Source organism: Photobacterium sp. TLY01 (assembly GCF_021432065.1).
GTDB classification, from domain to species: Bacteria; Pseudomonadota; Gammaproteobacteria; order Enterobacterales; family Vibrionaceae; genus Photobacterium; species Photobacterium halotolerans_A.
On the sequence record NZ_CP090364.1, the window covers coordinates 629,245 to 647,853 of the forward strand.

At 51.6% G+C, this 18,609-nt stretch carries 16 protein-coding genes; all 16 read left to right on the forward strand.

Annotated elements, in window-relative coordinates; genetic code table 11:
- Positions 1 to 13: 13 nt before the first annotated feature.
- The 16 genes from rpsB (at position 14) to dnaE (ending at position 18,606) form a co-directional block, all read left to right on the forward strand.
- A complete protein-coding gene (gene rpsB, locus LN341_RS03100) occupies positions 14 to 742 on the forward strand; it encodes a 30S ribosomal protein S2 (protein ID WP_046222024.1) in 729 nt (242 codons plus the stop codon).
- A 114-nt stretch (positions 743 to 856) separates the two neighbouring features.
- Entirely contained in the window at positions 857 to 1,702 is an 846-nt protein-coding gene (tsf, locus tag LN341_RS03105) for a translation elongation factor Ts (RefSeq protein WP_046222025.1), read from the forward strand.
- 91 nt (positions 1,703 to 1,793) lie between these two features.
- Complete coding sequence (pyrH, locus tag LN341_RS03110; RefSeq protein WP_027251665.1) at positions 1,794 to 2,525, forward strand: UMP kinase; 732 nt, start codon at positions 1,794 to 1,796, stop codon at positions 2,523 to 2,525.
- A gap of 67 nt (positions 2,526 to 2,592) precedes the next feature.
- Positions 2,593 to 3,150, forward strand: coding sequence for a ribosome recycling factor (frr, locus tag LN341_RS03115; protein WP_046222026.1), 558 nt, complete (start codon positions 2,593 to 2,595; stop codon positions 3,148 to 3,150).
- Positions 3,151 to 3,237: 87 nt separating this feature from the next.
- Entirely contained in the window at positions 3,238 to 4,005 is a 768-nt protein-coding gene (locus LN341_RS03120; protein WP_046222027.1) for an isoprenyl transferase, read from the forward strand.
- A gap of 131 nt (positions 4,006 to 4,136) precedes the next feature.
- Positions 4,137 to 4,985: a phosphatidate cytidylyltransferase gene (locus tag LN341_RS03125; protein ID WP_046222028.1), complete on the forward strand. Its 849-nt coding sequence runs from the start codon at positions 4,137 to 4,139 to the stop codon at positions 4,983 to 4,985.
- A gap of 147 nt (positions 4,986 to 5,132) precedes the next feature.
- On the forward strand, positions 5,133 to 6,329 hold the full coding sequence (ispC, locus tag LN341_RS03130) for a 1-deoxy-D-xylulose-5-phosphate reductoisomerase (protein ID WP_234204022.1): 1,197 nt from the start codon (positions 5,133 to 5,135) through the stop codon (positions 6,327 to 6,329).
- Positions 6,326 to 7,681 carry a sigma E protease regulator RseP gene (gene rseP, locus LN341_RS03135; protein ID WP_046222030.1) on the forward strand — a complete coding sequence of 452 codons (1,356 nt, stop codon included), beginning with the start codon at positions 6,326 to 6,328 and terminating at the stop codon, positions 7,679 to 7,681. Before ispC ends, rseP begins: the two co-directional genes overlap by 4 nt.
- A 36-nt stretch (positions 7,682 to 7,717) precedes the next feature.
- A complete protein-coding gene (bamA, locus tag LN341_RS03140) occupies positions 7,718 to 10,135 on the forward strand; it encodes an outer membrane protein assembly factor BamA (protein ID WP_046222031.1) in 2,418 nt (805 codons plus the stop codon).
- A gap of 19 nt (positions 10,136 to 10,154) precedes the next feature.
- Positions 10,155 to 10,664, forward strand: a complete 510-nt coding sequence (locus LN341_RS03145) for an OmpH family outer membrane protein (RefSeq protein WP_046222032.1) — start codon at positions 10,155 to 10,157, stop codon at positions 10,662 to 10,664.
- 209 nt (positions 10,665 to 10,873) lie between these two features.
- Complete coding sequence (gene lpxD / locus LN341_RS03150) at positions 10,874 to 11,902, forward strand: UDP-3-O-(3-hydroxymyristoyl)glucosamine N-acyltransferase (protein ID WP_046222033.1); 1,029 nt, start codon at positions 10,874 to 10,876, stop codon at positions 11,900 to 11,902.
- 105 nt (positions 11,903 to 12,007) lie between these two features.
- Positions 12,008 to 12,463, forward strand: coding sequence for a 3-hydroxyacyl-ACP dehydratase FabZ (gene fabZ / locus LN341_RS03155; protein WP_027251674.1), 456 nt, complete (start codon positions 12,008 to 12,010; stop codon positions 12,461 to 12,463).
- Positions 12,460 to 13,248 (forward strand): acyl-ACP--UDP-N-acetylglucosamine O-acyltransferase, encoded by a 789-nt coding sequence (gene lpxA, locus LN341_RS03160; RefSeq protein WP_046222034.1) that lies wholly within the window; start codon positions 12,460 to 12,462, stop codon positions 13,246 to 13,248. The genes fabZ and lpxA overlap by 4 nt, the downstream gene beginning before the upstream one ends.
- A 1-nt stretch (position 13,249) precedes the next feature.
- Positions 13,250 to 14,407, forward strand: coding sequence for a lipid-A-disaccharide synthase (gene lpxB / locus LN341_RS03165; protein WP_234204023.1), 1,158 nt, complete (start codon positions 13,250 to 13,252; stop codon positions 14,405 to 14,407).
- Between the two features lie 28 nt (positions 14,408 to 14,435).
- On the forward strand, positions 14,436 to 15,041 hold the full coding sequence (gene rnhB, locus LN341_RS03170) for a ribonuclease HII (protein ID WP_046222036.1): 606 nt from the start codon (positions 14,436 to 14,438) through the stop codon (positions 15,039 to 15,041).
- A gap of 85 nt (positions 15,042 to 15,126) precedes the next feature.
- A complete protein-coding gene (gene dnaE, locus LN341_RS03175) occupies positions 15,127 to 18,606 on the forward strand; it encodes a DNA polymerase III subunit alpha (RefSeq protein ID WP_234204024.1) in 3,480 nt (1,159 codons plus the stop codon).
- Positions 18,607 to 18,609: the final 3 nt, after the last annotated feature.

The following is an 18,609-nucleotide window of genomic DNA, read 5'->3' on the forward strand; positions in this document are numbered from 1 at the left end:
TGAGGAATATTCAATGGCAACTGTATCAATGCGCGACATGCTGAAGGCTGGTGTACACTTTGGTCACCAAACCCGTTACTGGAACCCTAAGATGAAGCCATTCATCTTCGGTGCTCGTAACCGTGTGCACATCATCAACCTTGAAAAAACTGTACCAATGTTCAACGAAGCGCTGGCAGAAATCAACAAGATCGCTGCTCGCAAAGGTAAAATCCTGTTCGTTGGTACCAAGCGTGCTGCAAGCGAATCTATCAAAGACGCGGCAAACAGCTGTGATCAGTACTACGTGAACAACCGTTGGTTGGGCGGTATGCTGACTAACTGGAAAACTGTTCGTCAGTCAATCAAGCGTCTGAAAGATCTGGAGACTCAGTCTACCGATGGTACTTTCGACAAGCTGACTAAGAAAGAAGCGCTGATGCGTACTCGTGAAATGGAAAAACTGGAGAAATCTCTGGGCGGTATCAAGAACATGGGCGGTCTGCCAGACGCGATGTTCGTTATCGATGCTGATCACGAGCACATTGCTATCAAAGAAGCGAACAACCTGGGTATCCCAGTATTCTCTATCGTAGATACTAACTCTAACCCAGACGGCGTAGATTACGTTATCCCAGGTAACGATGATGCAATCCGCGCTATCCAGCTGTACACAGGTGCTGTTGCAGCTACTGTTACTGAAGCTCGTAACCAGGACATCGCTGTTCAGGCTGAGCAAGACGGTTTCGTAGAAGCTGAGTAATCAGTCGCTCCTTTGAGCATCTTAAGTTACCTTGTGTAAACTAAGTATGGTTAACAGGGGCCGTTTACAGGCCCCTGATTTTTACACCAAGATTTAAAAACTGAGGATATAACAATGGCAACAGTTACAGCTGCCCTGGTTAAAGAACTGCGTGAGCGTACTGGCGCAGGCATGATGGAATGTAAAAAAGCCCTGGTTGAAGCGAATGCTGATATCGAGCTGGCCATCGAAAACATGCGTAAGAGCGGCGCTGCAAAAGCGGCTAAGAAAGCAGGTAACATCGCTGCTGAAGGTTCTATCATCATCAAGAACAACGACAGCCTGGCTGCGCTGGTAGAAGTGAACTGCCAGACTGACTTCGTTGCTAAAGACGGCAACTTCCTGACTTTCGCGAACGAAGTAGCTGATGCTGCTCTGGCGAGCAAAGCGGACATTGCTGAACTGCAAGCTCAGTTCGAAGAGAAGCGTGTTGCACTGGTTGCTAAGATTGGTGAGAACATCTCTATCCGTCGTGTTGCTTACATCGAAGGCGAGAAAGTCGCTTCTTACCGTCACGGCGACCGTATCGGTGTTGTTGTTGCAGGTAACGGCGAAGACGAAACCCTGAAGCACATTGCAATGCACGTTGCAGCTTCTCGTCCAGAGTACGTGAACCCAGAAGACGTACCTGCAGAAGTAGTTGCGAAAGAGCGTGAAGTTCAGGTTGAAATCGCCATGAACGAAGGCAAGCCTCAGGAAATCGCTGAGAAGATGGTTGAAGGCCGCATGAAGAAGTTCACTGGTGAAGTGTCTCTGACGGGTCAGCCTTTCATCATGGAACCTAAGAAGTCTGTTGGTGACGTTCTGAAAGAAAACGGCGCTTCTGTTTCTACCTTTATCCGTCTGGAAGTCGGTGAAGGTATCGAGAAAGCAGAAGGCCTGAGCTTCGCTGAAGAAGTAGCTCTGGCGCAGAAAGGTTAATCTTTCGCAAATTGCTTATAGAAGACCGTGGCCAAGGCTGCGGTCTTTTTACAACTCCATATCTCAATCGTAAGCCTGGAAGGTACAATAAATGACCACGAATCCTAAACCGACTTATCAACGGATCCTGCTGAAACTGAGTGGCGAAGCGCTGCAGGGCGACGAAGGTTTTGGTATTGATGCCCATGTGCTTGATCGCATGGCTCAGGAAATCAAAGAACTGGTAGAGCTGGGCGTACAAGTAGGTCTGGTTATCGGTGGTGGTAACCTGTTCCGTGGTGCAGGTTTGGCTGCTGCGGGTATGAACCGAGTTGTGGGCGATCACATGGGTATGCTGGCGACTGTGATGAATGGCCTGGCCATGCGTGACGCGCTGCACCGTGCCTATGTGAACGCGAAAGTAATGTCAGCCATTCCGCTGAACGGAGTCTGTGACAGCTATAACTGGGCAGAAGCAATCAGCCAGCTTCGTCAGGGCCGGGTGGTTATTTTTTCTGCCGGTACAGGCAATCCTTTCTTCACAACAGATTCAGCTGCCTGTCTGCGCGGTATTGAAATTGAAGCTGATGTTGTGCTGAAAGCCACAAAAGTGGACGGTGTTTACAGCGACGATCCAGTTAAAAACCCAGAAGCGGTTCTTTATGATAAGCTAGGTTATCAGGACGTTCTGGAACAAGAGCTGAAAGTCATGGATCTCGCCGCCTTCACACTGGCGCGTGACCACGGTATGCCGATTCGTGTATTCAACATGAATAAACCGGGTGCACTGCGTAAAGTTGTGATGGGTGAGCCGGAAGGTACCTTGATCGCTCACAGCGAGTAAGGGCGCAACATATTGATAGGGTAGGAAAACAGCTTCCTGCTAAGACCGACTATTCAAGGGTACAAACGTGATTAACGAGATTAAAACTGATGCGCAAACGCGCATGGACAAAAGTGTTGAAGCACTGAAAACTCAGCTGGCAAAAGTGCGTACTGGTCGTGCACATCCAAGTTTGCTGGACGGTATTCAGGTGGAATACTACGGATCTAACACGCCGCTGCGTCAGGTAGCTAACGTCATTGCTGAAGATGCCCGTACCCTGGCCATTACGGTATTCGACAAGGAACTGACGCCTAAAATTGAAAAGGCGATCATGATGTCGGACCTGGGCCTGAACCCATCTTCTGCCGGTACTGTCATTCGTGTACCACTGCCACCACTGACAGAAGAGCGCCGTAAGGACCTGGTGAAGGTTGTTCGCGCTGAAGCAGAGCAAGGCCGTGTTGCCATTCGTAATATTCGTCGTGATGCCAATGCCGAAGTGAAGGCGTTGCTGAAAGATAAAGAAATTTCAGAAGACGATGATCGTCGTGCTCAGGATGACATCCAAAAGCTGACGGATGCTGCTGTAAAGAAAATTGATACCATTCTGGAAGCGAAAGAAAAAGAGTTGATGGAAGTCTAAGGTTTTCCTTACTTTTTATTGACTCTGGCTTGATAAGCTCTAAAGCGCTGTGCGTGCAGCACGGCGCTTTTTTGTTGAGGGAAAAGTATGACAGAGCATACAAGCAGCACTGAATGGTACAGCCAGAATCTTCCTAAGCATGTCGCGATCATTATGGATGGCAACGGGCGTTGGGCGAAGGCGAAGGGTAAAGCACGGGTGTTTGGCCACAAAGCCGGTGTTGAAGCCGTGCGTAAAACCGTCTCTGCTGCGAGCCGTCTTGGGATACAGGTCGTGACCCTGTTTGCATTCAGCAGTGAAAACTGGCGCCGCCCGGAAGATGAAGTGTCTTTGTTGATGGAACTCTTTCTGACCGTTCTGGGCCGGGAAGTGAAGCGTCTACACAAAAATAATATCCGTCTGAAAATCATTGGCGATACCAGCCGCTTTAGTCAGCGTCTTCAGGATAAAATCACTGCAGCTGAAACCTTAACCGCTTCTAATACCGGCATGGTTCTGAATGTGGCTGCTAACTATGGCGGGCAGTGGGACATTCTCCAGGCCACTCAGGCACTGGCCCGCGAAGTGGCGGAGCAGGGGCTGACCCCGGATGATATCACCGAAGACATGCTGGCAACTCGCTTATCCACCAGTGGCCTGCCTGATGTCGACCTTCTGATTCGTACCAGTGGCGAATGCCGTATCAGTAACTTCATGCTGTGGCAAACCGCCTATGCCGAGCTGTATTTTACACCTCAGCTCTGGCCTGATTTTGACGAAAATACCTTAGCAGACGCGATTGCCTGGTTCATGGATCGGGAGCGTCGTTTCGGTTGTACGGGTGAACAAATAAAAATGTTACTGAAAACTCAGTAACGCCAAAGAGGGTAGCGTGGAAAATGGAACCCCGCTGCCATTCTGAAAACAAGCTCGTGGCTTGTTGGATTGCTGCCAAGCACTATATTGCTGAGAAGCGACAACGATAAATAATAACGAGAGGAACAAGCTTGCTTAAGCAACGAATTTTGACCGCATTGGTTCTGGCACCTTTGGTGGTTGCCGGAATTTTCCTGCTACCTTTTTCGGGTTTTATGTTGGCTATTGCAGGGATCACCCTGGCTGGCTTCTGGGAATGGACCCAGTTTGTTAATCCCCGTTCACGCCTGCTGGCGATGGTACCCCCTGTTTTCGTCTTACTGGCGTCTTTTCTGGCTCTCCCTGCGGATGCCATCGAATTGGGCCATATACAATTACCACATCACATCATGTTAGCGGCAGGTGGTGCCTGGTGGTTATTTGCCTGCCTCCTGGTTGTGACCTATCCGAACCAATCCGGCTTTTGGGTTCGCTCAACTGCGCTGCGCTATCTGTTTGGTTTACTGACATTGATCCCCTTTTTCTGGGGCGTTGTGATGTTACGTGCTGTTAACTATGCTGAATCTCCCTATCTGGGCGCTAAACTGGTGATGCTGGTGTGTTTACTGGTCTGGGCGGCTGACAGCGGTGCGTACTTTGCGGGCAAGCGATTTGGCCGCCGTAAAATGGCCCCCAGAGTCAGCCCGAATAAAACCCTGGAAGGACTTGCCGGTGGTGTGGTGCTCGCTGTTGTCGTCGCGTGGGCAACTGCGAAATTGCTGGGGGTAACTTTTCATAGCAGCGGTGCGTTATTAGTCACAGTTGTTCTGACTGTGGTTGCTTCTGTCTTTGGTGATCTGGCAGAAAGTATGTTTAAACGGGTTTCCGGTATTAAAGACAGCGGACAGATCTTACCCGGCCACGGTGGTATCCTTGACCGGATAGACAGCCTGACGGCAGCATTGCCCGTTTTCGCATTGCTCTATCTCTGGCTGATCTGAGACCTGATTCGGGGGAAGCGGGTAACCACTTCCCCCATTTTGATTTTGATACCCAAGACAGTGTGTTGACTCTGGGTTTACACACGGATTGGAAATGAAAGGTAGGATGACGGCTGGTCACAGCCAAATCTGTAAAGTAGTGAAGGTATGCGTAAGTTAACCATTCTGGGTGCAACGGGATCAATTGGCACCAGTACACTGGCAGTGGCGGCAAACAATCCTGACCAGTTTGAGGTGGTCGCGCTGGCTGCGGGCACAGATAGCCGTAAAATGTTTGAACTGTGCTGTCAGTGGCAGCCCAGGTATGCTGCGATGGCCTCTGAGCAGGCTGCTCGTGAGCTGTCTGAACAGTTGAAAGCGCACGGTTTCGCTACTCAGGTGCTGTCAGGGGTTGCTGGCATGTGCGAAATAGCTGCGCTGGATGAAGTGGATACCGTGATGGCCGCCATTGTCGGGGCTGCCGGACTGATGCCGACTATGGCTGCGGTCAAAGCCGGTAAACGTGTGCTGCTGGCCAACAAAGAAGCTCTGGTGATGTCCGGGCAGATGTTTATTGATGCTGTTGCGAAGTATGGCGCAGAATTATTACCGGTAGACAGTGAACATAATGCGATTTATCAGTGTCTACCTTTAGATGTTCAACAGCAGACCGGGCGCTGTGATCTGTCTGCAGCTGGGATCAGCAAGATTTTGCTGACCGGCTCTGGTGGTCCCTTTCGCTATACCGATCCACAGGATCTGGCGACTGTGACCCCGGAAATGGCCATTGCGCATCCAAACTGGTCGATGGGACCCAAGATTTCCGTCGATTCGGCCACTATGATGAATAAAGGGCTGGAATACATAGAAGCCCGTTGGCTGTTTAATGCATCAAGGGAGCAACTGGAGGTGCTGATTCATCCCCAGTCGGTCATCCACTCTATGGTACAGTACAAAGATGGCTCGGTACTGGCGCAGATGGGGTTGCCGGATATGCAGACGCCCATTGCCTTTGCCATGGCCTATCCTGAAAGAGTGGATGCAGGTGTGAAACCGCTTGATTTTACTCAGGCGGGTGAACTGACTTTTATGGCGCCGGATATGTCGCGTTATCCATGCCTGCAGCTTGCGATCGAGGCGTGCTACAGTGGACAGGCGGCAACCACGTCGCTCAATGCGGCCAATGAAGTGGCAGTGGCCGAGTTTCTGGCCGGTGCAATACGTTTTACCGATATCGCGCGGGTCAACCAGCAAGTGCTGGAGCGGATTAACCTGGCAGAGCCGCGGAGTCTGGCGTGTGTGATGGCCTTGGATGCTGATGCACGACAGCTGGCGCAGCAAGTGATTCAGAAGGTAGCTAGATAATGGGAATTTTGTGGAATTTGGGTGCCTTTCTCGTTGCGCTGGGCATTTTAATTGCGGTGCATGAATTCGGGCACTTCTGGGTTGCACGCCGTTGTGGTGTGTATGTCGAGCGCTTTTCAATTGGTTTTGGCAAACCGCTCTGGCGCCGTGTCGACAAACAGGGCACCGAGTACATACTGGCCATGATCCCGCTTGGCGGTTATGTCAAAATGCTGGATGAGCGGGTCGACACTGTGCCGGCCGAACGTCGCCACCAGGCTTTCAATCACAAGCCGTTGTGGCAAAGAAGTGCCATTGTGGCGGCAGGCCCTATGGCGAATTTTGTTTTTGCTATCTTTGCCTATTGGGTTGTGTACCTGATTGGTGTTCCTGCGGTGAAGCCGGTGATCGGAGAGGTCGCGCCACAATCAATCGCGGCCCAGGCCGGGATTGAAAGCGGTATGGAACTTAAGTCTGTTTCTGGCATCCAAACTCCGGATTGGGAATCTGTCAATATGGCCATGATCAGCCATATTGGTGATGAGACGATGACGCTGACAGCCGTCCCGTCAGAGGAGTCTTACGAAAAAACATTCAATCTGGATTTGCGCAACTGGTCTTTTGATCCGGAAAGTGAGCGTATACTCACTACGCTGGGGGTGACCCCGTTCTCACCGCCGATCACGCTGGAAATTGGTCAGCTGGTGGATAACGGAGCGGCCAAAAAAGCCGGCTTCGAAATCGGAGATACGATTGTCGCGATCGACAACCAGCCGATTACGCAATGGCAGCAGGTGGTTGATGTGGTTCGCGCCAGCCCGGAGCAAGCACTGACTGTTGAGCTGCGCCGTGGCGACGAGCTGGTTGAAGCCTCGCTGACGCCCATTAGCAAAGAATTGCCGAGCGGTGAGTGGGTTGGATATGCTGGCTTTGCGCCTGTCATGTCTGAGTGGCCGGAGGATCAGCGCTTTGTTCGTCAGTATGGCCCTGTAGAAGCCATTGGTGAAGCGACCGAAAAAACCTGGCAACTGGTGACACTGACCTTTGATATGGTGACCAAGCTGGTGACCGGGGATGTGGCACTGAAAAATTTAAGTGGCCCGATTTCTATCGCCAAAGGTGCGGGAACAACGGCTGATTACGGCATCGTGTACTTTTTGGGTTTTCTGGCTTTAATCAGCGTGAACCTGGGTATCGTGAACTTGTTGCCTTTGCCTGTGCTGGATGGCGGGCATTTACTCTTTTTTGCAATTGAAGCTGTGACACGACGTCCTGTTTCAGAGCGTATACAGGATCTTGGCTATCGTCTTGGATCTGTGATTTTAGTCGTTTTGATGGCTGTCGCGCTCATAAATGATTTTACCCGCCTTTAATAAGTGCGTTTTTAGCAAGGAATAATCAGAACAGTAATGGCGATGAAGAAACTGTTAGTCGCATCCCTCTTGCTTGGCAGCAGTGTGGTACATGCGGAACAATTTGTGGTGGATGATATCCGCTTTGAGGGATTACAGCGTGTAGCCTTAGGTGCTGCATTGCTGAAAACGCCTGTCAGAATTGGTGATTCGGTCGATGAGCGTGACGTCGCGGATATGATTCAGGCCTTGTTTGCTTCCGGTAACTTTGAAGATATTCAGGTTTTCCGTGAAGGCAATGCGTTGGTGGTCAAAGTCATTGAACGCCCGACCATCGCCAGCATTACGTTTTCTGGCAACAAGGCCATCAAAGACGAGCAGCTTCAGGAAAACCTGAACGCCTCTAAGATCACGGTCGGTGAAGCGCTGGATCGCACGACGCTGAGTAAGATTGAAAAGGGCCTGGAAGATTTCTACTACAGTGTGGGTAAATACAATGCCAGCGTTAAGGCCGTTGTGACCCCATTGCCGCGAAATCGTGCGGACCTGAAATTTGTTTTTACCGAAGGCGTCTCAGCGAAAATTCAGCAAATTAATTTCATTGGTAACAGGGTGTTTACCGATGAAGAACTGCGCGACAAATTCAATCTGCAGGCCGATGTCCCCTGGTGGAACTTTCTGGCCGATGAAAAGTATCAGAAACAGGTCCTGGCGGGTGATCTGGAAACCCTGCGTTCTCAATACCTCAACAACGGTTACCTGAAGTACAAGCTTGAATCAACCCATGTGTCGATCTCCCCGGATAAGAAAGGGGTATACATCACCCTGAATATCAATGAAGGCCAGCAGTATACGGTCAAGGGCGTCAAATTCCGCGGTAACCTGGTTGGCGCGCAGGGCGAACTGGCCGGGCTGGTCACTTTTAAAGAGGGCGATATTTACAACGGTGCGAAAGTCACAGGGTTGGAAGAATCAATCAAACGCCGGCTTGGTGAGTTGGGCTATGCCTACCCGCAGGTGAATACCATTCCAGAGTTTGACGATGCCAACCAGCAGGTGTCCCTGCTGGTGAACGTGGAGCCAGGCAAACGTATTTACGTGCGTAATATTGCGTTCTCTGGCAATACCTCCACCCAGGATGAAGTGCTGCGCCGCGAAATGCGTCAGATGGAAGGCAGCTGGCTGAATTCCAAGTCGATTGAACGGGGTAAAGAGCGTCTGAACCGGACCGGCTTCTTTGAATCGGTGGATGTACAGACAGTGCGTGTTCCGGGCACCGACGATCAGGTTGATGTTCAGTACAAGGTGAAAGAAGCCAACGCCGGTAACATCAACTTTGGTGTCGGCTATGGTACTGAATCCGGGGTCTCTTTCCAGGCCGGTATTCAGCAGGATAACTTCCTGGGAACGGGGAACCGTTTCGGTATCAGCGCCATGATGAATGATTACCAGAAAAACGTCAGTGTCGAATACCGCGATCCGTATTTCACGCTGGATGGCATCAGTCTGGGCGGTAAAGTTTACTACAACGAATTTGAAGCCTCTGACGCCAATATTTCTGACTATACCAACCAGAGTTACGGTGCCAGTCTGACCTGGGGCTTCCCGTACGATGAACTGAATTTCTTCGAATTTGGTCTGGGCTATGACCATAACAAGATCTCGAATACCGAAGAGTATTATCAGATCGAAAAATTCAAACAAATTCATGATTTTGATGAAGCGAACACGTCTATCGAGCTGGATGATTTTGACTGGTCGGTGTCCTGGACCCGCAATAACCTGAACCGTGGCTTCTTCCCGACGGCGGGTAACCATCAGCGTGCAACCTTCCGTATGACAGTACCGGGTTCTGATGCCCAGTATTTCAAAGCACAGTATGATGTCCGCCAGTACTTCCCGCTGACCGAAGAACAGGATTTTACGCTGTTGCTTCGCGGCCGGCTGGGCTATGGTAATGGTTATGGCACAACGGATAATGGCAGCGATCAGCTGTTGCCATTTTATGAAAACTTCTATGCAGGTGGCTTTTCGACCTTGCGAGGGTTCCGTTCCAACACGGTCGGTCCGAAAGCTGTTTACGTTGGCGGTTGTGATACCGGCGGTAGCATAGGCGGCAACAACAGTTGTGCGACAGGTTCAGATGATGCGGCGGGTGGTAATGCTGTCGCACTGGCCAGTGTTGAGTTGATCGTCCCAACACCGTTTGCTTCTGAAGAAGCACGGAATCAGATCCGTACCAGCTTGTTTATTGATGCCGGTAACGTGTGGGACACAGAATACGATTTGAGCGGACAGGACGGTGATTTTCTGTATGACTATTCAGATCCTTTCCTGATTCGTGCTTCATATGGTGCGGCTTTGCAGTGGATGTCGCCAATGGGACCTTTGGTCTTTTCGGTCGCAAGGCCACTGAAGAAATACGATGGTGATGACGAAGAGTTCTTTACCTTTACCATCGGACGCACATTCTAACCCATGAAGGAGAGAGCCTTTGAAACAGTGGATTAAAGCAGCCGGACTTAGCCTGGTCGTTCTGTCATCATCAATGTATACCCAGGCTGCAGCAGCAGCTGAGAAGGTCGGTTATGTTGCGACAACGCAAGCGATGGCACAGTTGGCACAGCGTTACAACTTGCAGGATAAGCTGCGTAACGAGTTTCAGGGACGGGTAACCGAGTTGCGCTCGCTGGAAACGAATATCAAATCCAAGTTGGAAAAGCTCAAACGTGATGGTCAGCTGATGAGCGCCAGCGACAAAACGAAACTGCAAAATGAGCTGCAAACCCTGGACAGTCAGTTTAAGCAGAAAGCACGTGCCCTGCAGGAAGATCAGGCGCGTCGTGCGTCGGAAGAGCAGCAAAAGCTGGCCATGAAACTGCGTACGGCGATTCAGGATGTGGCGAAACGTGAAGGCTACGACATGGTTGTTGATGGTCAGGCAATCCTGTTTGCCAACCCGAAAGATGATCTGTCTGCGAAAGTGATGTCAGCGGTGAAATAAAGGGATCTTGTTTCTCTGAATGCTGATGAGTGAGTACACCGGGAAGGGAATCATGGCCCGTCTGGTGTATTCACTGTTAGTATTCAAAATGACATTATTATGTGAACATTGTTCAAATTGTGGGCGTTTCTGCGTTATCCCTTTGCATTGTCTCTTACTCCGCAGATAATAAGGCGCAGTACGTACAAAACGAAAGATTAAGGTAAATAATGGCTGCATTGACGCTTGCTGCATTAGCAGAAAAATTAGGTGCGGAGCTGCGTGGTGACGCAGCGGCCGAAGTCACAGCAATTGCAGGGTTGGGTCAGGCCGGCGCCGGCCAGATCACTTTCCTTTCCAGCAGTAAATACCGTCAGCATCTGCAAACGTGCAAGGCGACGGCGGTGATGTTGACACCCGCTGATGCTGAATATTTCGACGGCAATGCACTGATCGTGAAAGACCCTTACCTGGCCTACGCTAAAGTGGCTCAATGGCTGGATTCCACCCCCGCCAGTGCTGTAGACATTGCGCCATCAGCCTATATTGCCCCTGACGCCATTCTGGGTGAGGGCGTCGCCGTTGGCCATAATGCCGTGATCGAATCCGGTGTGGTGCTGGGCGATCATGTTCAGGTGGGTCCCGGCTGTTTTGTCGGTAAAGGTGCACGCCTTGGCAGTCGCACTAAGCTATGGGCCAATGTCAGTATTTATCACAATGTGGTGCTGGGCGACGACTGCCTGGTTCAGTCGGGGACTGTGATTGGCTCGGATGGCTTTGGCTATGCCAACGATAAAGGCCAGTGGCAGAAAATTCCTCAATTAGGCACGGTGCGCATTGGCAACAGAGTAGAGATCGGAGCTTGTACCACGATTGATCGGGGTGCACTTGAGGATACCTTGATCGCTGATGGTGTTATCATTGATAACCAGTGCCAGATTGCCCATAACGTTTCCATTGGTGAAAATACGGCTGTTGCCGGTGCAACGGTTATGGCTGGCAGCCTGAAAGTCGGTAAACATTGTTTTATCGGCGGAGCCAGTGTGTTCAATGGCCATATGGAAATCACCGATGGCGTAACAGTGACAGGCATGGCTATGGTCATGCGACCGATTACTGAGCCTGGCGTGTACTCATCCGGTATCCCACTACAGACTAACCGGGAATGGCGTAAAACAGCGGCACGTGTTCTGAAAATTGAAGAAATGAATAAGCGATTGAAATCTGTAGAGAAAAAACTCGAAAAAGATAACCAGTAGTTTTTCATTCATATTTTTGCCGCTTTCTGGCCTGCGTCACTGACCGCGTAGGCCATTTACGTTTTTGTCCGGCGCATTATTAACTTTTTAGACAGGAATGCAGTTTTGACTAGCGAAAACAAAACGCTGAATATCACCGAGATCCAAGCGCTTCTTCCACACCGTTACCCTTTTCTGATGGTTGATCGTGTTGTGAACTACGAAGAAGGCAAAACACTGACAGCGATTAAAAACGTTTCCGTCAATGAGCCGCAATTTACCGGCCACTTTCCGAAAATGCCTGTTTTTCCTGGTGTCCTGATTCTTGAAGCCATGGCACAGGCCACAGGCTTACTGGCATTTAAAACCTTTGGGGCGCCGGCAGAAAATGAACTGTATTACTTTGCCAGCATTGATAATGCGAAATTCCGTAAACCTGTTGGCCCTGGTGACCAGTTGGTGATTGAAGTGGAATTCCTGAAAGAGCGCCGTGGTATTGCCATGTTTAATGGCATTGCGAAAGTGGACGGCGATGTTGTGTGTTCCGCTGAGTTGAAATGCGCGAGACGAGAGTTTTCATGATTCACGAAACAGCACAAATTCACCCATCCGCGGTGATTGAAGACGGTGTGAAAATCGGTGCCAATGTCAGCGTTGGCCCTTTTACTTACATCGGCAAAGATGTCGAAATTGGCGATGGCAATGAGATCATGTCGCATGTCGTCATCAAAGGCCCGACCACCATTGGTCAGGACAATCGCATTTTTCCTTATGCCATTGTTGGTGAAGAATGCCAGGACAAGAAATACAACGGTGAGCCGACCCGCCTGGAAATTGGTGACCGCAATGTGATCCGCGAAAGCGTACAGATCCATCGTGGCACAGTTCAGGATAAAGGCGTCACCATTGTTGGCAACGACAACCTGCTGTGTGTCAATGCGCACGTGGCGCACGATGTTGTGATTGGGAACCATACCCATATTGGCAATAACTCGATTCTGGGTGGCCATGTCGTGGTTGGTGATTACGCTGGTGTGATGGCGCTGTCAGCCATTCATCCATTCTGTACTGTAGGCGCTTACAGCTATGTTGGTGGTTGTTCTGCCGTGGTCCAGGACGTCCCGCCTTATGTGCTGGCTCAGGGTAACCACGCCACACCGTTCGGACTGAATATAGTCGGTTTGCAGCGGAACGGTTTTGAAAAGCCAGAAATTCATGCCCTGCGCCGTGCCTATAAAGAGATTTACCGTTCAGGTAAAACTCAGGCTGAGGTGAAGCCGGTCCTGGAAGAGATGGCAAAAGACTGGCCATCGGTTGGTCTGCTGCTTGATGCACTGAACAATACCGAACGCGGAATTATTCGCTGATATGAGTAAGCCACTTCGAATTGGAATCGTCGCCGGGGAGATCTCCGGCGATATTTTAGGGGCCGGCTTTATCGAAGCGGTCAAAGCGCGTTACCCGGATGCCGAGTTTGTCGGCGTTGCCGGTCCCCGCATGCAGGCGCTGGGATGTGAAGCCCTGTTTGATATGGAAGAGCTGGCGGTGATGGGGATTGTCGAGGTGCTCGGCCGGCTGCCTCGTCTGTTTCATATCAAAGCCGAGCTGGTGAAGTATTTTTCGGCCAATCCGCCGGATGTGTTTGTGGGCATCGATGCGCCAGATTTCAATCTGCGTCTGGAAAAAGACCTGAAAGCGCAGGGGATCAAAACTGTTCATTATGTCAGCCCGTCGGTCTGGGCCTGGCGGCAGAAGCGGATCTTCAAAATTGAAGCGGCGACCAATCTGGTTCTGGCCTTCCTGCCCTTTGAAAAAGCCTTTTACGATCAATTTAACGTCCCGTGTGAATTTATCGGTCATACCATGGCAGATGCCATTCCGTTAGAAACCGATCAAGCCGCGGCCCGGCAAAAGCTGGGACTGGACAGCGATAAACGCTGGCTGGCGGTGCTACCCGGTAGCCGTGGCGGTGAAATGGGGCTGCTTGCTGAGCCTTTTATTCAGACCTGCCAGTTACTGAAAGCCAAACACCCTGAACTGGGTTTTATGGTAGCACTGGTGAACGCCAAACGCCGTGAACAGTTTGAACAGGCTTGGAAGGCGACTGCGCCCGAACTGGATTTTGTCCTGGTGGATGACACCGCCCGCGATGTCATGACGGCATCAGATGCAGTGCTACTGGCTTCCGGAACCGTGGCGCTTGAATGTATGCTGGTGAAGCGCCCGATGGTGGTTGGCTATAAAGTCAAACCGCTGACAGCCTGGTTAGCCAAACGCATGCTGAAGACCAAATATGTGTCATTGCCCAATATTCTGGCGGACAGGGAACTGGTGCCTGAACTATTGCAAGATGAGTGTGTGCCGGAAAAACTGGCTGCAGCGGTTGCACAGAGCCTGACGGCCGACAATCATGCACTGATGGCCGAATTTACCCGCTTGCACCAACTGATTCGTTGTGATGCGGATAAGCAGGCCGCCGAAGCCGTGTTGAGGCTGATCGGCAAATCATCTGGCCATAGCCTGTAATCGTAGACCGGACAGAGTGAGACACAGAATGCAATACGAACCTTTTGTATACCCGGATGCCCGATTGATCGCTGGGGTGGACGAGGTGGGCCGTGGCCCCTTGGTCGGCGCTGTCGTGACAGCCGCTGTGATTTTAGATCCGGCCAGGCCCATTGTCGGACTTGCTGACTCGAAGAAGCTGAGCGAGAAAAAGCGCCTGGCGCTGTTTGACGAAATCCAGGAAAAAGCACTGAGCTGGTCACTGGGCCGCTGTGAGCCGGAAGAAATTGACGCGCTGAATATTTTGCAGGCCACCATGGTCGCGATGCAGCGCGCGGTGGCTGGCCTGACGGTCCAGCCCGATTATGTTTTGATCGACGGTAACCGTGTGCCATCGTTACCTGTGCCGGCACAGGCCGTGGTGAAAGGGGACATGCGGGTGGCAGAAATCAGTGCGGCATCCATACTGGCCAAAGTGACCCGCGACAGGGAAATGGAAGCGCTGGATGCACTCTACCCGGCCTACGGCTTTGCCCAGCATAAAGGTTATCCGACCAAAGCCCACTTTGCTGCGCTGGAAAAACACGGCGCGATTGACCAGCACCGTAAGAGTTTTAAGCCAGTTCGAGAGCGAATTGCGCAAAATTTGAAGTAATGGCTTTCGGGCACTTGCGTTGACGAAAAATCATTTTAGACTCAACCCCAGTTTGTGTCTTAACCGCTGAATTGACGACATCATCATGGCAGAACCACGCTTTATACACCTGCGCATCCACAGCGACTTTTCCATGGTCGACGGCCTGAGTAAGGTCCCGCCTCTGGTCAAGAAAGTGGCAGAGCTGGGCATGCCCGCCATGGCACTGACAGATTTCACCAACCTGTGCGGCTTGGTGAAATTTTATTTTGCGGCTCATGGCGCGGGTGTGAAGCCGATTATCGGTGCGGATTTCAAAGTGCGCAGCGATGAGAATGGCGAGGAGCTGTCTGATCTCACTGTCCTGGCGGCAGACAATGACGGCTACAAAAACCTGACCTTGCTGATCTCCCGCGCGTATCAGCGCGGTCATGTGCAACACATGCCTGTGATTGACCGCGACTGGCTGGTCGAGCAAAAACAGGGATTAATCCTGCTATCGGGCGGTAAAACCGGTGATGTCGGACAAGCCTTGCTCAAAGGTAATCAGGCGGCGGCAGAACGCTGCGTGGCCTTTTATCAGCAACATTTCCCCGACAGTTATTATCTGGAGCTGGTCCGTACCGGCCGGCCGGATGAAGAAGCGTATCTGCATTTTGCGATTGAACTGGCCGCGCAAGCGGACTTGCCCGTAGTCGCAACCAATGATGTGCGTTTCATCAGTCCGGATCAGTTTGATGCCCATGAAATCCGTGTTTGTATTCATGATGGCTATACCCTGGTCGATCCCCGCCGTCCTAAAAATTACAGTGCTCAGCAATACCTGCGCAGTGAAGAGGAAATGTGCGAGCTGTTTGCCGACATTCCGGAAGCACTCGAAAACTCGGTAGAAATTGCCAAGCGCTGTAACGTGACGGTCCGGTTAGGAGAATATTTCCTGCCGAACTTCCCGACCGGTGACATGACGACGGAAGATTTCCTGGTTCTGAAATCGAAGGAAGGTTTGGAGCGACGTCTGGAATTCTTATTTCCCGATGAAGAAGTGCGCAAAAACCGCCGCCCTGAATATGACGAGCGTCTGGACATTGAACTGGAAGTGATCAACCAGATGGGGTTTCCCGGTTACTTCCTGATCGTAATGGAGTTTATCCAGTGGTCGAAGGAGAACGGTGTCCCTGTCGGCCCGGGGCGTGGCTCGGGTGCGGGTTCTCTGGTTGCGTATGCGCTGGATATCACGGATCTCGATCCGCTGGCTTTTGATTTGCTGTTCGAACGTTTCCTGAACCCGGAACGGGTATCCATGCCGGACTTTGATATCGACTTCTGTATGGATAAACGGGATCAGGTGATCGATCACGTGGCCGAAATGTACGGCCGGGATGCGGTCTCTCAGATCATCACTTTCGGTACCATGGCGGCCAAAGCCGTGATTCGTGATGTGGGCCGGGTGCTGGGCCACCCTTATGGCTTTGTCGATCGCATCTCCAAGATGATTCCGGCCGAGCCGGGCATGACCCTGGCAAAAGCCTTTGAGGCCGAACCTCAGCTGGGTGAAGTGTACGAGGCCGATGAAGAAGTCAAAGATCTGATCGATATGTGCCGGATACTGGAAGGGGTCACCCGAAATGCCGGTAAACACGCCGGTGGGGTGGTGATCTCGCCGACCACAATCACGGATTTCGCGCCGCTCTATTGTGACGCCGAAGGTCATCATCCGGTCACACAGTTTGATAAGAACGATGTCGAAACCGCGGGACTGGTGAAGTTCGACTTCCTGGGCTTGCGGACATTGACCATCATCGACTGGGCACTGGGCATGATTAACCCGCGCCTGGAAGCACAGGGTAAGTCGCCGATCAATATTGCGGCGATTCCGATGGATGATGCCAAGTCGTTTGCCATGCTGCAGCGCTCTGAATCCACCGCTGTATTCCAGCTTGAATCGCGCGGCATGAAAGATTTGATCAAGCGGCTGCAGCCAGACTGCTTTGAAGACATGATCGCTCTGGTGGCCCTGTTCCGTCCGGGGCCGCTGCAATCTGGCATGGTGGATAACTTTATCGACCGTAAGCATGGTCGTGAAGAGATCTCGTATCCCGATGCCACTTATCAGCACGAATCGCTGAAAGAGATCCTGGAGCCGACCTACGGCATTATTCTGTACCAGGAACAGGTCATGCAAATTGCCCAGGTCCTGGCCGGTTACAGCCTGGGCGGTGCGGACTTGCTACGCCGTGCCATGGGTAAGAAAAAGCCGGAAGAGATGGCCAAGCAACGAGCCACGTTTGAAAGCGGCGCCGTGAATAACGGGGTGGACGGCGAGCTGGCGATGAAGATCTTCGACCTGGTAGAGAAATTTGCCGGTTACGGCTTCAACAAATCGCACTCGGCCGCGTACGCACTGGTCTCGTATCAGACACTTTGGCTGAAGGCGCATTATCCGGCTGAGTTTATGGCGGCGGTCATGACGGCCGATATGGACAATACCGATAAAGTGGTCGGTCTGGTGGAAGAATGTCAGCGGATGAACCTGCAGATGCTGCCACCGGATGTGAACAAGGGATTGTACCGCTTCACCGTGGATGAGGAAGGCGCCATTGTCTACGGCATCGGCGCGATTAAAGGGGTGGGTGAAGGCCCGATCGAAAATATTATCGCGGCACGGGAAAAAGGTGGTCATTTTAAGGACTTATTTGATTTCTGTGCCAGAATAGACACCAAGAAGGTTAATAAACGTGTCCTGGAACGCTTGATCAAAGCGGGGGCGATGGACCGGCTCGGGCCAAACCGTGCCGCCATGATGGCCACACTGGACGACGCGCTGAAAGCCGCGGGTCAGCATCATCAGGCCGAGGCATTTGGTCAGGCAGACATGTTCGGCGTCTTGACAGCGGCACCGGAAGAGGTGGAAAAAGCCTACGCCAATATTCCGGAATGGCCGGAGAAAATCTGGCTGGAAGGAGAGCGGGACACGCTCGGTTTGTACCTGACGGGACACCCGATCAACAGCTATGTGCGTGAACTCAAGCACTATGTCACCTGGCGCCTGAAAGACGCCCATCCGACAGGACGGGATAAGGTCGTGACCATCGCCGGACTGGTGATTGCCGCCCGGGTGATGACAACCAAACGCGGCACCCGGATTGGGGTGCTGACCTTAGATGACAGGTCGGGGCGCATGGAAGTCATGCTCTTCTCCGATGCTTTGGATCGATATCTCGATCTGATTGAAAAAGACCGGATTTTGGTCGTTTCCGGACAGGTCAGCTTTGATGATTTCAATGGTGGCCTTAAAATGTCTGCACGTGAAGTCCTTGATATTTCTGAAGCTAGAGAAAAGCACCTGCGGGGTCTTGCTATCTCGCTGACGGAAGGGCAGATTGATCACACATTTTTTGAGCGTTTCAGCAAAGCGCTGGAGCCGCACCGGGCAGGTACTGTCCCGGTAAATATTTATTATCAGCGTTCGAATGCTCGCGCTAAACTTACCCTTGGCACCGAGTGGCGGATAACGCCAAGTGATGATTTAATCACTGATCTCAAAGTGTTACTGGGCGAGCAGCAAGTCGAATTTGAGTTTAATTAATGA

Coding starts and splice junctions, on each gene's coding strand:
- rpsB (WP_046222024.1), top strand. CDS start 14: ATGGCAACTGTATCAATGCGCGACATGCTGAAGGCTGGTGTACACTTT.
- tsf (WP_046222025.1), top strand. CDS start 857: ATGGCAACAGTTACAGCTGCCCTGGTTAAAGAACTGCGTGAGCGTACT.
- pyrH (WP_027251665.1), top strand. CDS start 1,794: ATGACCACGAATCCTAAACCGACTTATCAACGGATCCTGCTGAAACTG.
- LN341_RS03120 (WP_046222027.1), top strand. CDS start 3,238: ATGACAGAGCATACAAGCAGCACTGAATGGTACAGCCAGAATCTTCCT.
- ispC (WP_234204022.1), top strand. CDS start 5,133: ATGCGTAAGTTAACCATTCTGGGTGCAACGGGATCAATTGGCACCAGT.
- bamA (WP_046222031.1), top strand. CDS start 7,718: ATGGCGATGAAGAAACTGTTAGTCGCATCCCTCTTGCTTGGCAGCAGT.
- lpxD (WP_046222033.1), top strand. CDS start 10,874: ATGGCTGCATTGACGCTTGCTGCATTAGCAGAAAAATTAGGTGCGGAG.
- lpxA (WP_046222034.1), top strand. CDS start 12,460: ATGATTCACGAAACAGCACAAATTCACCCATCCGCGGTGATTGAAGAC.
- lpxB (WP_234204023.1), top strand. CDS start 13,250: ATGAGTAAGCCACTTCGAATTGGAATCGTCGCCGGGGAGATCTCCGGC.
- rnhB (WP_046222036.1), top strand. CDS start 14,436: ATGCAATACGAACCTTTTGTATACCCGGATGCCCGATTGATCGCTGGG.
- dnaE (WP_234204024.1), top strand. CDS start 15,127: ATGGCAGAACCACGCTTTATACACCTGCGCATCCACAGCGACTTTTCC.